Below are 13,435 nucleotides of genomic sequence, written 5' to 3' on the forward strand. Positions count from 1 at the left end.
CGGAGGAGGATTTCAAATGGCTAATGCATATAAGCAGGCTGGTGTTGATATTGAGGCTGGTTATGAAGCGGTAAATCGAATGAAAAAACATGTAAAACGCACATTTCGTCCAGAAGTAATGAATGGTCTGGGCGGTTTCGGGGGCATGTTTGATTTATCTTCCTTGAACCTTAAAGAACCTGTGCTCATTTCAGGTACGGATGGAGTGGGTACGAAACTATTGTTGGCAATCATGATGGATAAGCACGATACAATTGGAGTGGATTGTGTAGCTATGTGCGTCAATGATGTTGTCGTTCAAGGTGCTGCACCTTTATACTTTTTAGATTATATTGCCTGCGGTAAAGCAGATCCAGAACGAATTGAAATGATCGTCAAAGGAATTGCAGATGGCTGTGAGCAAGCGGGTTGTGCTTTAATCGGTGGAGAAACGGCTGAAATGCCAGGCATGTACGAAACGGAAGAATACGATGTGGCAGGTTTTACTGTAGGTGCAGTTGAAAAATCCCGTCTAATTACGGGTGAGGCCATCTCGGCGGGTGATGTCGTTATTGGACTTGCTTCGAGCGGCATTCACAGTAATGGATATTCACTTGTTCGTAAAATCCTTCTTGAAGACTCAGGTATGGGGCTTCATGACTTCGTACCGGAATTGGATTGCAAGTTGGGCGAGGAATTATTAAAACCGACAAAAATCTATGTGAAGTCCGTTTTATCGACATTGGAAAAATTTGATGTTAATGGTCTTGCCCATATCACGGGTGGCGGGTTCATCGAAAATATCCCGCGTATTCTACCTGAAGGATGCGGTGTTGAGATCGAGCTTGGAAGCTGGGAAATTCCATCTATATTCTCATTCCTTGAAGAAAAAGGGAACCTTGTAAAAGAGGAAATGTTCAATATTTTCAATATGGGTATTGGAATGACTGCTGTCGTGAAAAAAGAAGTGGCATCCGATGTACTATCCCATCTACGGTCTTGCGGTGAAGAAGCATCGGTTATTGGAACGATTGTGGATGGAAATGGAGTGTCGTTTAAATAATGAAGCGCCTTGCTGTCTTTGCATCAGGTAACGGTAGTAATTTCCAATCGATTGCTGACGCAATAAAAAGTGGAAAGTTGGAGGCGGAAATCTGTCTTGTCGTTTGCGATCGTGAAGACGCATATGTGCTTGAGAGAGCTAACCTTGAGAATATTGAGTCTTTCTCCTTTTCAGCTAAGAATTACTCTAACAAGACTGAGTATGAATCGGAAATCCTGGAGAAACTTCGCCAGCACGAGATAGAATTTATCATTCTGGCTGGTTATATGCGTTTGATTGGTCCGACATTATTACAAAAGTTTTCACAGAGGATTGTGAACATCCACCCTTCACTTTTGCCTAGTTTTCCAGGCAAGGATGCAATTGGACAGGCTTTTGATGCCGGAGTGAAGGTAACGGGGGTAACGATTCATTTTGTTGATGATGGAATGGACACAGGACCGATCATTGCCCAAAAGGCAGTGCCAATTCTTGAGGGGGATACGAAAGACATCCTTCAAAAAAGGATTCAGGAAATGGAGCATGACATGTATCCGCCAGTTTTGCAGGAGCTATGCCACAAGAAACTTACTTAATGGAGGGACCAACATAACATGAAGAAACGTGCTTTAATCAGTGTATCGGATAAAACAGGGATCGTAGAATTTGCTCAAGGTTTAATTGAGGCAGGTTTTGAAATTATTTCTACAGGCGGTACTAAAAAAACGCTGCAGGATAATGGCGTTAATGTAATTGGAATCAGTGATGTCACCGGTTTCCCGGAAATATTGGATGGACGTGTTAAAACGCTTCACCCAAATGTACATGGAGCAGTGTTGGCAAAACATGATGACAAGGATCACGCAGCACAGCTTGCAGAGCATAATATTGAACCCATTCAACTTGTCTGTGTAAACCTATATCCTTTCCAAGCGACTATTTCCAAACCGGAAGTCACTGTGGAAGATGCTATTGAAAACATCGATATCGGTGGACCGACTATGCTTCGTTCTTCTGCTAAAAACCACGCATATGTAACTGTTATCGTTGATTCCGAAGATTACCCTACCGTATTGGCTGAGCTGAAACAAAACGGCGGAGTATCTAAAACCACGAATCGCCGCCTGGCTGCAAAAGTCTTCCGCCATACAGCAGCATATGATGCTGTTATTTCGGAGTATATGACAGAGCTTGCCGATGAAGAAAACCCTGAATCATTGACTGTTACCTATGAATTGAAACAGTCGCTTCGTTATGGGGAAAATCCACATCAAAAAGCAGCATTCTATAAAAAACCGCTTGGTTCCGTCTTCTCAATTGCTGAAGCGAAGCAATTACATGGAAAAGAACTTTCATACAACAACATTAATGACGCTGATGCAGCACTTCAAATCGTTAAAGAATTCAATGAGCCGGCTGCTGTAGCTGTCAAACATATGAATCCTTGCGGCGTCGGTGTCGGGGCGACCATTTTAGAAGCATATGAAAAAGCTTATGAGGCAGATGCCACTTCCATTTTTGGCGGAATCATTGCTTTGAACCGTGAAGTTGATAAGGCGACTGCGGAAAGGCTTCATGAAATTTTCCTTGAAATCATCATTGCTCCTGGGTTTACGGATGAGGCAGTGGAAGTATTAACAAGCAAGAAAAACCTTCGTTTATTAACGATCGATTTCGACGCGGTTAAAAAACCTGAACGTAAATTGACTTCCATTGAAGGCGGATTACTTATTCAAGATCGGGATGCACATAGCTTAAAGGATGCAGAGGTAAAAGTGGCAACGAAACGTGAGCCTACTCCTGAAGAGTGGAAAGCCTTGGAACTTGGCTGGAAAATCGTAAAGCATGTTAAGTCGAATGCAATAGTGGTAAGTAACGGTCAAATGACATTAGGTGTTGGCGCAGGGCAGATGAACCGTGTGGGAGCTGCAAAAATTGCTCTGGAACAAGCTGGGGAAAGAGCGACAGGAAGTGCGTTGGCATCAGATGCCTTCTTCCCAATGGATGATACCGTAGAAGCGGCAGCGAAAGCGGGCGTCACGGCAATCATTCAGCCTGGTGGATCTGTAAAAGATCAGGATTCAATCAAGAAAGCTGATGAATATGGAATTGCGATGGTATTTACAGGAATTCGTCACTTTAAACATTAATCAAAAATGAGGTGCGATAATGAATGTACTAGTAATTGGCCGGGGCGGCAGGGAGCATGCCATTGCCCGCAAACTATTTGAAAGTAAACGGGTGGGGACAGTTTTTGCAGCACCGGGAAATCCAGGTATGATCGATGTTGCGACTCTTGTTCCAATTGATGAAAACAATCATGAGGAATTGGTTGCCTTTGCCAAGAAGAATGCAGTTTCATTAACGGTGATTGGGCCCGAAACCCCATTGTTGAATGGACTTGCTGATGACTTTACGGAGGCAGGCTTACAGGTGTTTGGCCCTAATGGTCGTGCTGCAGTGATTGAGGGAAGTAAATCCTTTGCTAAAGATTTAATGAAGAACTACAGCATTCCGACAGCGGAATACGAAACATTTTCTGACTATGATTCAGCAAAGGCATATATTGAAAGAATGGGTGCCCCCATCGTCATAAAAGCGGATGGATTGGCTGCAGGAAAAGGTGTCGTAGTTGCGATGACGATGGAAGAGGCGTTAGATGCCATCCATGACATGCTAGTCGGAGCAAAGTTCGGCGAAGCTTCTGCCAAAGTCGTTATTGAGGAATTTCTCGATGGCGAGGAATTTTCATTGATGGCATTCGTGAATGGGGAAAAAGTGTATCCGATGGTCATAGCTCAAGATCACAAGCGGGTTTTTGATGGAGATCAGGGCCCGAACACAGGTGGAATGGGTGCATATTCACCGGTGCCGCAAATTTCCGATGAAATGATTCAGACCGCAGTCGAAACAATTCTTCAGCCTACAGTAAATGCGATGATTTCGGAAAATCGGCGTTTTACAGGGATATTATATGCCGGGTTGATCGCTACTGAAAAAGGTACGAAAGTAATTGAGTTCAATGCACGTTTTGGAGATCCGGAAACGCAAGTTGTTTTACCACGCCTGAAAACAGATTTTGTAGATACGCTTGAAGCGGTTCTTTCTGGAGAGGATTTACAACTTGAGTGGCATGAAGAAGCCGTTCTTGGAGTGGTCGTCGCAGCTGATGGATATCCAGGGGATTATAAAAAGGGTTCCATCATTAAAGGCTTGGAAAAGATTGATCCGGATGCCCATGTTTATCATGCTGGAACGGCTCTCAATAGTGAGGGGAATTTCATCTCTAATGGCGGACGTGTACTTTTGGTTGCTGCAAAAGGGAAAGATTTGGCCTCTGCCCAAGCTGAAGTATATAAAGAGTTAGGGCATATTGAGAAAGATGGCTTATTCTGGCGAACGGATATTGGCTACCGTGCAATAAAATACAATTTTTCATCATAATATTAAGAAGCTGACTCTTAGCGGAGTCAGCTTCTTCTTTAGAAAAAACTTAATATGAATCCGATTGATTAGATTCTTTTTCCTGTTTTGATTCGTTTTTCATAAAGTTTTGTCCGTTTTCCATTGCATCGACGACAGGACAATAGCGAAGAATGCCTTCGCCTATTTTCATGGCTGAAAGCATGACCACGAATAGATAAGATTGGTTTTTCCATGGTTTTTTTACCATTTTAGCCATTGCCCATGTTAGAAGTGTAAAACCACAAGTAATTCGCATTAACGCATTTATTATACTGATATTTTGTTTAAAATTCATTTTATGTCCATCCCTTCACAAAAATTTAACAATATTCTGGATAACATTACTGTTCTAATGAGGCAAGTATGTTACTATGAAATAAAATTGGATTGAAAATGGTTTTTTTCATACAACTGTTTCTAAAAAATTATGGGGGAATGTTTAATGCTTGAACAGCGCTATAGATGGAAAAATAAGCATCTAAGAGAACATATAGATGTGCTGGATGGCAATAGGGCACCACATATTCTGCTTAAAAATACGACTTATTTAAATCAGGCTTTACGAAAATGGGTAAAAGCGAATATATGGATATATGATGATCGCATCATATATGTTGGCGATAAGCTTCCTGATAATATAGACCGCTGTGAAATGGTAGACTGTACAAACCAGTACTTAGTCCCGGGTTATATTGAGCCGCATTCACACCCTTCTCAATTATATAATCCCCTTTCTTTTTCACGTTATGCATCTCATTTTGGCACAACGACATTGATCAATGATAACTTGCCGTTTCTTTTGCAGTTAGATAAAAAGAAAGCGTTTTCTCTTTTGAAAGAATTACGTAACATTCCTGTAACAATGTATTGGTGGAGCCGTTTTGACGGACAAACGGAATTGATAGATGAAGACATGGTCTTTTCCCATGGGGCCGTTAAATCATGGCTGGAGCATGATGCCGTATTACAGGGCGGGGAACTGACTGGATGGCCGAAGCTTCTCGATGGGGATGACATGATGTTGCACTGGATTCAGGAAGCAAAGCGAATGAGGAAGAAAATAGAAGGACACTTTCCAGGTGCTTCAGAGAAGACTTTAGCGAAAATGACCTTGTTCGGCGCCGATTGTGATCATGAGGCAATGACAGGTGATGAAGTCATGTCGCGCTTGCTGCAGGGCTATTATGTATCGTTAAGACATTCTTCGATCCGGCCGGATCTTCCAAAGATGATACAGGAAATCCATGAACTGGGCATTGATCATTATGACAAATTCTTTTATACGACAGATGGATCGCCGCCGTCCTTTTATGAAGGTGGTTTCATAGACTGCTTGATTAAAATAGCGATAGAGCATGGCGTTCCGGTAATCGATGCTTACAATATGGCAACTATCAACATCGCACGATATTATAACATTGAGTACCTTCATGGCAATATTGCCACTGGAAGGGTAGCGAACATCAACTTCCTGACTGATGTAAAGGAGCCTGCACCGGTTTCGGTAATGGCAAAAGGGAAATGGGTGAAAAGGGATGGTGAAATCATACCCGATTCACAGGAAATCGAATGGAGTGATTTCGATTTTAAACCACTTGATCTTGACTGGGATCTTAGTTTAAAGGAAGATTTTGAATTTTCCATGCCGTTTGGAATTGAATTGGTCAATAATGTAATTACTAAACCGTACTCTCTTTCCAATGATGTTGGGCATGAAGAGCTGAACTTTGAGGATGATGAATGCTTTTTCATGCTTATCGATCGGGAAGGGAAATGGCGCATCAATACGATATTAAAAGGGTTTGCGGATAAGTTGTGTGGCTTTGCCGGTTCTTATACCAATACAGGTGATATCATACTGATCGGTAAAAGGAAACAGGATATGCATTTGGCATTTAACCGGCTGAAGGAGATTGGCGGCGGAATCATTTTAACGGAACACGGAAAGGTGATTCATGAACTTCCTCTGAAATTAAAGGGGGTCATGTCCACCAAAGAGGTTCCTGAACTGATAGAAGAAGAAAATGAATTGAAAAATTTGCTGCGTGACAGGGGGTATCGCTTCGCCGATCCTGTGTATACCCTTTCATTCTTTTCGACAACCCATCTGCCATATATAAGGCTGACCCAGCGGGGAGTGTATGATGTTATGAATAAAACTATACTCTTTCCCACTATAATGCGTTAAAATATAAGAGAAGAAATGGCTAATAAATCGGAGGAGTGGAAAGATGAATTTTAAGAGAATTCTTTTCATCGTTATTTCTATTTTACTGCTGGCAGGCTGTTCAACGAAAGAAGATCCTGCATTGGATGATAGTAAACCGAAAGATCAGGCTGTCATCAAAAATACAGATGTGAAAAATGAACCTTCCAATGAGTTTCCACTTACAGGTATAGCCACCAAAGAAGTCAGTGAGCAAAGGGCCGCAGCAGTGATGATTAATAATCATCCAAAAGCACGCCCGCAATCGGGCCTCTCAGAAGCCGATATTGTCTATGAAATGCTCGCAGAAGGTGACATAACCAGATTTTTAGCTATCTTCCAAAGTGAAATGCCAAGCCAAATCGGTCCGATTCGGAGTGCAAGGGACTATTATATCGAATTGGCTAAAGGCATGGATTGCATCTATGTGTGTCATGGGTATAGCCCCGAGGCAAAGACCATGCTGGACAAAGGGTATATTGATAACTTGAACGGATTATATTATGATGGTACTTTGTTTCAACGTTCGGCAGATCGAAAAGCACCGCATAATTCCTACATCTCTTTTGAGGATATCCAAAAAGGCGCGAAGGATAAGGGGTTTGAGATGAATGGTGCACCGGATCCTTATGTTTTCCTTACAAAGGAAGAGGCGGCTGGCCTTCAAGGGGAACCGGCAGTGAAAACCGAGATATCCTACGGATCAGACGAGTATGATGTAAAGTATGAATACGAAGCCACGGAAGAGAAATATAAACGTTATTCGAATGGTGAGCAAACAGTCGAACATAAATCGAATAAACCGATTTTACTGGATAATATATTGATCATTGAGGCCACTCACCAAGTGATTGACGATAAAGGACGTCGTACAATCGACTTGAAAAGTGGTGGAAAAGGTTATTTACTTCAAAAAGGAAAAGCGAATGAAGTAGAATGGGTTAATAAGGATGGTCGGATTACACCAGTGAAAAACGATAAAGAAGTAGGGTTGATTCCAGGGAAAACTTGGGTCAATATTATTCCGAATGAACCTGGTTTAGTAGGAGACGTCACATTTTGATACCCATGAAATTGAGGGGGAGTAACATGCAAATTGATAAGTTAAGGGGAAAAGAAACGGATCAGCTGTTTAAGTCGATCCTTTCCTTGCGTGATTTGGACGAATGCTATCGATTTTTTGATGATTTATGCACAGTTAATGAAATTTCATCATTAGCACAGCGTCTTGAAGTAGCCCGGATGCTTGAAGAAGGTAAGACCTATCATAAAATCGAAACGGAAACGGGTGCAAGTACGGCTACGATTTCCAGGGTGAAACGCTGCTTGAATTACGGAAATGACGCTTATTCAATGGCTCTTAACCGGATTAAGGATAACGTTGAGGAAACAACTGAATCTTAATGCTTTAGATTTTTTATATGGTGAATTAGAAAAAGCCGAGGAATTCATTTCCCGGCTTTTTATTTTGAGTTTAGCGCTTTCTTTGTCTGCTGTCTTTCAGCCATATCCATGTTATATTGGATTTTAGATTCAGGGGGTTCCATTTGGTAAACATTTTATCAATACTTCTCATTTTTAATGAAAAATCTTAATGCTATAATGGTTAATGGGAAGTGTGAATGGAGGATTATTATGTACGATTTTCGCGAGTGGAAACATGTTTTCAAACTCGATCCAAATAAAGAAATAAGTGATGAAGCCCTTGAAAAAGTCTGTGAATCGGGTACTGATGCAATCATGGTCGGGGGAACGGATGGAATCACGCTTGAGAATGTGCTTCATTTAATGGCACGGGTCAGACGATATACCGTCCCATGTGTGATGGAGATTTCTTCTGTTGAAACGGTGACGCCAGGGTTTGATTTATATTTCATTCCGAGTGTCCTGAATAGCACCAATCCGGATTGGATGATGAAACTGCATCAGCAAGCAGTCAAAGAATACGGATACCTTTTGAATTGGGATGAAATTTTCGTTGAAGGGTACTGTATCCTGAATCCTGAGTGCAAGGCGGCCCAATTGACGAAAGCCAATACCGATTTGGATATGGATGATGTGGGAGCATACGCGATGATGGCGGAAAAGATGTTCAACCTGCCGATTTTTTATCTGGAATACAGCGGTGATTATGGCGATGTTCAGATGGTGGAAGCGGCCAAAGAGAGTCTGGAGAATACAGTATTATTCTATGGCGGTGGGATTAAATCGCTTGAACAGGCTAAAGAGATGTCTAAGATTGCGGATGTTATCGTTGTCGGAAATGTGATTTATGAAGATTTGAAAGTGGCACTATCAACAGTTACGGCAGTTAAATGAAAACTTGGAATAAATATAGTATACTAAAACAGAAACGAACGTTCGTATAGGTGGTGTGATAATGCAATATTTAGCGGAAAAATTACTAATAGGTTTGAATGAACAGCAACAAAAAGCAGTTAAATCAACTGATGGCCCACTTTTAATCATGGCTGGGGCAGGAAGTGGAAAGACGCGTGTGCTGACTCACCGAATAGCTTACTTGATGGTCGAGAAGGAAATAGCACCTTGGAATATCCTTGCAATCACGTTCACCAACAAAGCTGCACGTGAAATGAAGGAGAGGATCCGTGCCATACTTGGCGGTGCGTCCGAAGATATCTGGATTTCGACTTTCCACTCGATGTGTGTCCGCATTTTACGAAGGGATATTGATCGTATCGGTTTTAATAGGAACTTCTCGATATTGGATACGACGGATCAGCAATCGGTCATTAAACAAATTATGAAAGATCGCAATATGGATACGAAGAAATATGATTACCGTGCCATTTTGGGTAGCATCAGTTCAGCTAAAAATGAATTGGTCGGGCCGGAAGAGTACCTGAAGACGGCGTCTGATTACTTCACTAAAGTAACTGCCGATGTTTATACGGAATACCAAAAGCGGTTGCGGAAAAATTCAGCGCTCGATTTCGATGATTTGATCATGATGACGATTCAATTGTTCCAACTGGTACCGGAAGTGCTTGAATACTACCAGCGCAAATTTCAATACATTCATGTCGATGAGTACCAAGATACGAACAGGGCTCAATATATGCTTGTTAAACTACTGGCTTCACGCTTCCGTAATCTTTGTGTTGTCGGGGATTCCGATCAATCGATCTATCGCTGGCGCGGTGCGGATATTGCGAATATCCTTTCATTTGAAAAAGATTACCCGAATGCCAACATGATTTTCCTTGAACAGAATTACCGCTCGACGAAAAAGATTCTAGAAGCGGCGAATAAGGTCATCGATAACAATCAAAACCGAAAGCCGAAAAATCTTTGGACCGAGAATGCAGATGGTAATAAGATATTCTATTACCGTGCAGACAATGAACAAGGGGAAGCGCAATTTGTAGCCGGAAAGATAAATGAGTTAGCTCAGGCTGGCAGCAGGAAATATTCCGATATAGCAATTCTGTATAGAACAAATGCACAATCACGTGTCATGGAGGAAGTTCTGCTTAAATCCAATATAAACTACGCAATAGTCGGGGGCACTAAGTTCTACGACCGTAAAGAGATTAAGGATTTACTTGCCTATCTGCGCCTTATTGCGAATCCTGATGATGACATCAGTCTTCGCCGTGTAATCAATGTACCAAAACGCGGAATTGGTGCAACTTCAATGGACAAAGTGGCAGATTATGCAGATCAATATGATGTTTCCATTTATAAAGCACTTGAATCCGTGGAAATGGTAGGGATAAGCGGTAAGGCTACCAAAGCGGCAAGGGAATTTCATACGCTGATCACTAACTATACAAATCAGCAGGAGTACCTATCCGTGACGGAACTGGTGGAGGAAGTCATTAAGAAAACCGGTTACCGAGAGATGCTGCAGGCAGAAAAAACGATTGAATCACAAAGCCGGCTTGAAAATATAGATGAGTTTTTATCTGTAACGAAGGCATTCGAAAGTAACAGCGAGGACAAGTCATTGGTTGGCTTTTTAACTGACCTGGCGTTGGTTGCGGATATAGACCAACTTGATGAGAATTCCGAAGAAGCTACAAATACGGTAACGTTGATGACGCTGCATTCCGCGAAGGGACTGGAATATCCGGTGGTCTTTTTATTGGGCCTTGAAGAAGGGGTTTTCCCTCACAGCCGCTCGCTCATGGATGAAGAGGAGATGGAAGAAGAACGCCGTCTGGCTTATGTGGGAATTACAAGGGCTGAAAATGAGCTATTCATAAGCAATGCCCAAATGCGGACATTGTATGGACGGACGAGTATGAACCCAGTTTCACGGTTCATCAGTGAAATACCAGAGGAGCTTCTTGAAGATCTAAAACCGAAACCGGCTCCTCGAGCTAGGCAAACACCTTTCAGTTCTTCGAGAACTGGATCTCCTTCAACAGCTTCCACAAGAAAAGTCCCTGCCTTTGGAAGAGCTGTTTCTGCACCATCCGCAACGGGCGGTGAAGAGATTGGCTGGGCTGTCGGTGACCGTGCATCCCATAAAAAATGGGGGATAGGAACCGTGGTGAGCGTAAAAGGGGAAGGCGAAGGGAAGGAATTGGATATTGCTTTTCCAAGTCCAATCGGCATCAAGCGCCTACTGGCGAAATTTGCACCGGTTGAAAAAGCCTAAGCTATTAATATGCTTCTACTGGTAAAGAATAGGGATATCTGACTTTAGACACCGCTCTTCTATAAGAAGTGCGGTGGAGTCTTCTTTAGAAAGGATTGAACGTATGGACTTACAAGCTGCAGAGAAGAAAGTTCTAGAACTGCAAACTTTATTGAACCAATACAGCTATGAATATTATGTGATGGACCAGCCATCAGTACCTGATGCTGAATATGATCGGCTACTCCGTGAACTTATTGAGTATGAGGAAAAATTTCCGGAACTGCAAACGGGTGACTCTCCGACACAACGGGTCGGTGGGGCCATTTTGGATATGTTTGAAAAAGTGGAGCACACCACGCCGATGCTTAGTTTAGGCAATGCCTTCAATGAAAGTGACTTACGGGATTTCGACAGAAAGGTCAGACAATCTGTTGGTGACGATTTCTCCTATGTATGTGAATTAAAAATTGATGGACTAGCCGTCACACTTCAATATGAGAATGGATATTTCGTACGAGGGGCAACCCGTGGAGATGGAACGATCGGTGAAGATATTACAGCTAACCTGAAAACGATCAAGTCAATTCCATTGAAGATGCGGGAGCCGGTTGCGATAGAAGTGCGCGGTGAGGCATTCATGCCAAAAAAATCATTTGAATCTTTAAATGAGGCTAAGGAAGAACGTGGGGAAGAACCATTTGCTAACCCACGGAATGCAGCTGCTGGTTCGTTAAGGCAGCTTGACCCGAAACTTGCTGCTAAACGGAACTTGGATATTTTCCTTTATGCGATTGCCGATGTAGGAGAAACCGGGGTCCGTTCCCACAGTGAGGGTCTGGATTTGCTGGATAGGCTTGGCTTTAAGACGAACCGGGAAAGAAAAACATGCTCGAATATAGAGGAAGTACTAGCTTATATAGTAGAATGGACGGAACAACGTCCGAACTTGGCCTATGATATTGATGGGATTGTCGTAAAGGTGGATTCCCTTGAACAGCAGGATGAATTAGGCTTTACTGCAAAAAGTCCGCGTTGGGCAATTGCTTATAAATTCCCGGCTGAAGAAGTCATTACAACCCTACGGGATATCGAGCTGAATGTTGGCCGTACGGGTGTATTGACCCCAACTGCCGTTTTGGATCCCGTTCGGGTAGCTGGTACGACTGTGCAGCGAGCTTCACTTCATAACGAAGACTTAATCCGTGAAAAAGACATAAGGATTGGAGATCAAGTGGTCGTGAAAAAAGCTGGCGATATCATTCCAGAGGTGGTCAATGTACTGGCAGAGCGCCGTACAGGGGAAGAAGTCGAGTTTCAGATGCCGACTGAGTGCCCGGAATGCAGCAGCGAACTCGTTCGGCTGGACGGGGAGGTTGCCTTACGGTGCATCAATCCGAAGTGTCCTGCACAAATACGGGAAGGCTTGATTCATTTTGTATCCCGGACAGCAATGAACATAGACAGTCTCGGTGAAAAAGTGATTAGCTTGTTGTTTAAAGAAGAACTCATACAAGATGTGGCTGATATTTATAAGCTTACATACGATCAACTGATTGCATTGGAAAGGATGGGGGATAAATCAGTCAATAAACTCCTTCAAGCAATCGAAGCTTCGAAAACCAATTCATTGGAAAAATTACTATTCGGGCTAGGCATTCGCCATGTCGGTTCGAAAGCCGCCAAAACACTTGCACGGGAGTTCGGGACAATGGAAGCCTTAAGCAAGGCGAGCCGTGAAGAACTAACGTCCATTAATGAAATAGGGGAAAAGATGGCGGATTCCATCGTAGCTTATTTTGAATTGGAAGAAGTTCATGCGTTACTGAATGAGTTGGAGGCAGCCGGTGTGAATCTTACTTTTAAAGGGCCAAGGGCTGTTCCCATTGAAGAAATCGATTCCGTTTTTGCCGGTAAAACAGTCGTTTTAACGGGTAAATTGCATCAGCTAACACGTAATGAAGCAAAAGAAAAATTAGAGGCGCTGGGAGCTAACGTTGCTGGAAGTGTCAGCAAGAAAACCGATTTGGTCGTAGCTGGCGAAGATGCCGGTTCCAAACTGGAAAAAGCGGAAAGCCTGGGCGTCATGGTATGGGATGAAGAGAGACTGATTGAGGAACTAAAAAAATAAGAGGTG

The 13,435-nt window shown here is 42.7% G+C and carries 11 protein-coding genes; 10 read left to right on the forward strand and 1 reads right to left on the reverse strand.

Features of this window, described 5'->3' with window-relative positions; genetic code table 11:
- Window positions 1–16: 16 nt before the first annotated feature.
- Genes purM through purD form a run of 4 tightly spaced genes read left to right on the forward strand, consistent with a single transcriptional unit; the run spans window position 17 to window position 4,465 of the window.
- A complete protein-coding gene (gene purM / locus QUF78_RS02845) occupies window positions 17–1,042 on the forward strand; it encodes a phosphoribosylformylglycinamidine cyclo-ligase (protein WP_289318237.1) in 1,026 nt (341 codons plus the stop codon).
- Complete coding sequence (gene purN, locus QUF78_RS02850) at window positions 1,042–1,617, forward strand: phosphoribosylglycinamide formyltransferase (protein ID WP_289323480.1); 576 nt, start codon at window positions 1,042–1,044, stop codon at window positions 1,615–1,617. Before purM ends, purN begins: the two co-directional genes overlap by 1 nt.
- Window positions 1,618–1,635: 18 nt before the next feature.
- Entirely contained in the window at window positions 1,636–3,171 is a 1,536-nt protein-coding gene (gene purH / locus QUF78_RS02855; RefSeq protein WP_289323481.1) for a bifunctional phosphoribosylaminoimidazolecarboxamide formyltransferase/IMP cyclohydrolase, read from the forward strand.
- 19 nt (window positions 3,172–3,190) lie between these two features.
- A complete protein-coding gene (gene purD, locus QUF78_RS02860; RefSeq protein WP_289323482.1) occupies window positions 3,191–4,465 on the forward strand; it encodes a phosphoribosylamine--glycine ligase in 1,275 nt (424 codons plus the stop codon).
- A 49-nt stretch (window positions 4,466–4,514) separates the two neighbouring features.
- Here the strand turns inward: purD and QUF78_RS02865 are convergent, their stop codons facing one another.
- Window positions 4,515–4,781 carry a YgaP-like transmembrane domain gene (locus tag QUF78_RS02865; protein ID WP_289323483.1) on the reverse strand — a complete coding sequence of 89 codons (267 nt, stop codon included), beginning with the start codon at window positions 4,779–4,781 and terminating at the stop codon, window positions 4,515–4,517.
- A 147-nt stretch (window positions 4,782–4,928) separates the two neighbouring features.
- On the opposite strand from QUF78_RS02865, the gene QUF78_RS02870 reads away from it, so the two are divergent.
- The 6 genes from QUF78_RS02870 to ligA all read left to right on the forward strand — a co-directional run bounded on the left by QUF78_RS02870 (window position 4,929) and on the right by ligA (window position 13,429).
- Window positions 4,929–6,674: an adenine deaminase C-terminal domain-containing protein gene (locus QUF78_RS02870; protein WP_289323484.1), complete on the forward strand. Its 1,746-nt coding sequence runs from the start codon at window positions 4,929–4,931 to the stop codon at window positions 6,672–6,674.
- A gap of 43 nt (window positions 6,675–6,717) precedes the next feature.
- Complete coding sequence (locus tag QUF78_RS02875; RefSeq protein ID WP_289323485.1) at window positions 6,718–7,755, forward strand: DUF3048 domain-containing protein; 1,038 nt, start codon at window positions 6,718–6,720, stop codon at window positions 7,753–7,755.
- A 26-nt stretch (window positions 7,756–7,781) separates the two neighbouring features.
- Window positions 7,782–8,096: a YerC/YecD family TrpR-related protein gene (locus QUF78_RS02880; RefSeq protein ID WP_034306094.1), complete on the forward strand. Its 315-nt coding sequence runs from the start codon at window positions 7,782–7,784 to the stop codon at window positions 8,094–8,096.
- 231 nt (window positions 8,097–8,327) lie between these two features.
- Entirely contained in the window at window positions 8,328–9,011 is a 684-nt protein-coding gene (pcrB, locus tag QUF78_RS02885) for a heptaprenylglyceryl phosphate synthase (protein ID WP_289323486.1), read from the forward strand.
- Between the two features lie 61 nt (window positions 9,012–9,072).
- The gene (pcrA, locus tag QUF78_RS02890) at window positions 9,073–11,319 is read left to right on the forward strand and encodes a DNA helicase PcrA (protein ID WP_289318229.1); all 2,247 of its coding nucleotides are present in this window, start codon (window positions 9,073–9,075) and stop codon (window positions 11,317–11,319) included.
- 103 nt (window positions 11,320–11,422) lie between these two features.
- Window positions 11,423–13,429 carry an NAD-dependent DNA ligase LigA gene (gene ligA / locus QUF78_RS02895; protein WP_289323487.1) on the forward strand — a complete coding sequence of 669 codons (2,007 nt, stop codon included), beginning with the start codon at window positions 11,423–11,425 and terminating at the stop codon, window positions 13,427–13,429.
- The last annotated feature ends 6 nt before the right edge of the window (window positions 13,430–13,435 follow it).

This window comes from Peribacillus sp. ACCC06369 (genome assembly GCF_030348945.1).
Lineage (GTDB): Bacteria > Bacillota > Bacilli > Bacillales > DSM-1321 > Peribacillus.

Bases quoted from the DNA above. Each gene is read 5' to 3' on its own strand.
- purM (WP_289318237.1), top strand. From the start codon at position 17: ATGGCTAATGCATATAAGCAGGCTGGTGTTGATATTGAGGCTGGTTAT.
- purN (WP_289323480.1), top strand. From the start codon at position 1,042: ATGAAGCGCCTTGCTGTCTTTGCATCAGGTAACGGTAGTAATTTCCAA.
- purH (WP_289323481.1), top strand. From the start codon at position 1,636: ATGAAGAAACGTGCTTTAATCAGTGTATCGGATAAAACAGGGATCGTA.
- purD (WP_289323482.1), top strand. From the start codon at position 3,191: ATGAATGTACTAGTAATTGGCCGGGGCGGCAGGGAGCATGCCATTGCC.
- QUF78_RS02865 (WP_289323483.1), bottom strand. From the start codon at position 4,781: ATGAATTTTAAACAAAATATCAGTATAATAAATGCGTTAATGCGAATT.
- QUF78_RS02870 (WP_289323484.1), top strand. From the start codon at position 4,929: ATGCTTGAACAGCGCTATAGATGGAAAAATAAGCATCTAAGAGAACAT.
- QUF78_RS02875 (WP_289323485.1), top strand. From the start codon at position 6,718: ATGAATTTTAAGAGAATTCTTTTCATCGTTATTTCTATTTTACTGCTG.
- QUF78_RS02880 (WP_034306094.1), top strand. From the start codon at position 7,782: ATGCAAATTGATAAGTTAAGGGGAAAAGAAACGGATCAGCTGTTTAAG.
- pcrB (WP_289323486.1), top strand. From the start codon at position 8,328: ATGTACGATTTTCGCGAGTGGAAACATGTTTTCAAACTCGATCCAAAT.
- pcrA (WP_289318229.1), top strand. From the start codon at position 9,073: ATGCAATATTTAGCGGAAAAATTACTAATAGGTTTGAATGAACAGCAA.
- ligA (WP_289323487.1), top strand. From the start codon at position 11,423: ATGGACTTACAAGCTGCAGAGAAGAAAGTTCTAGAACTGCAAACTTTA.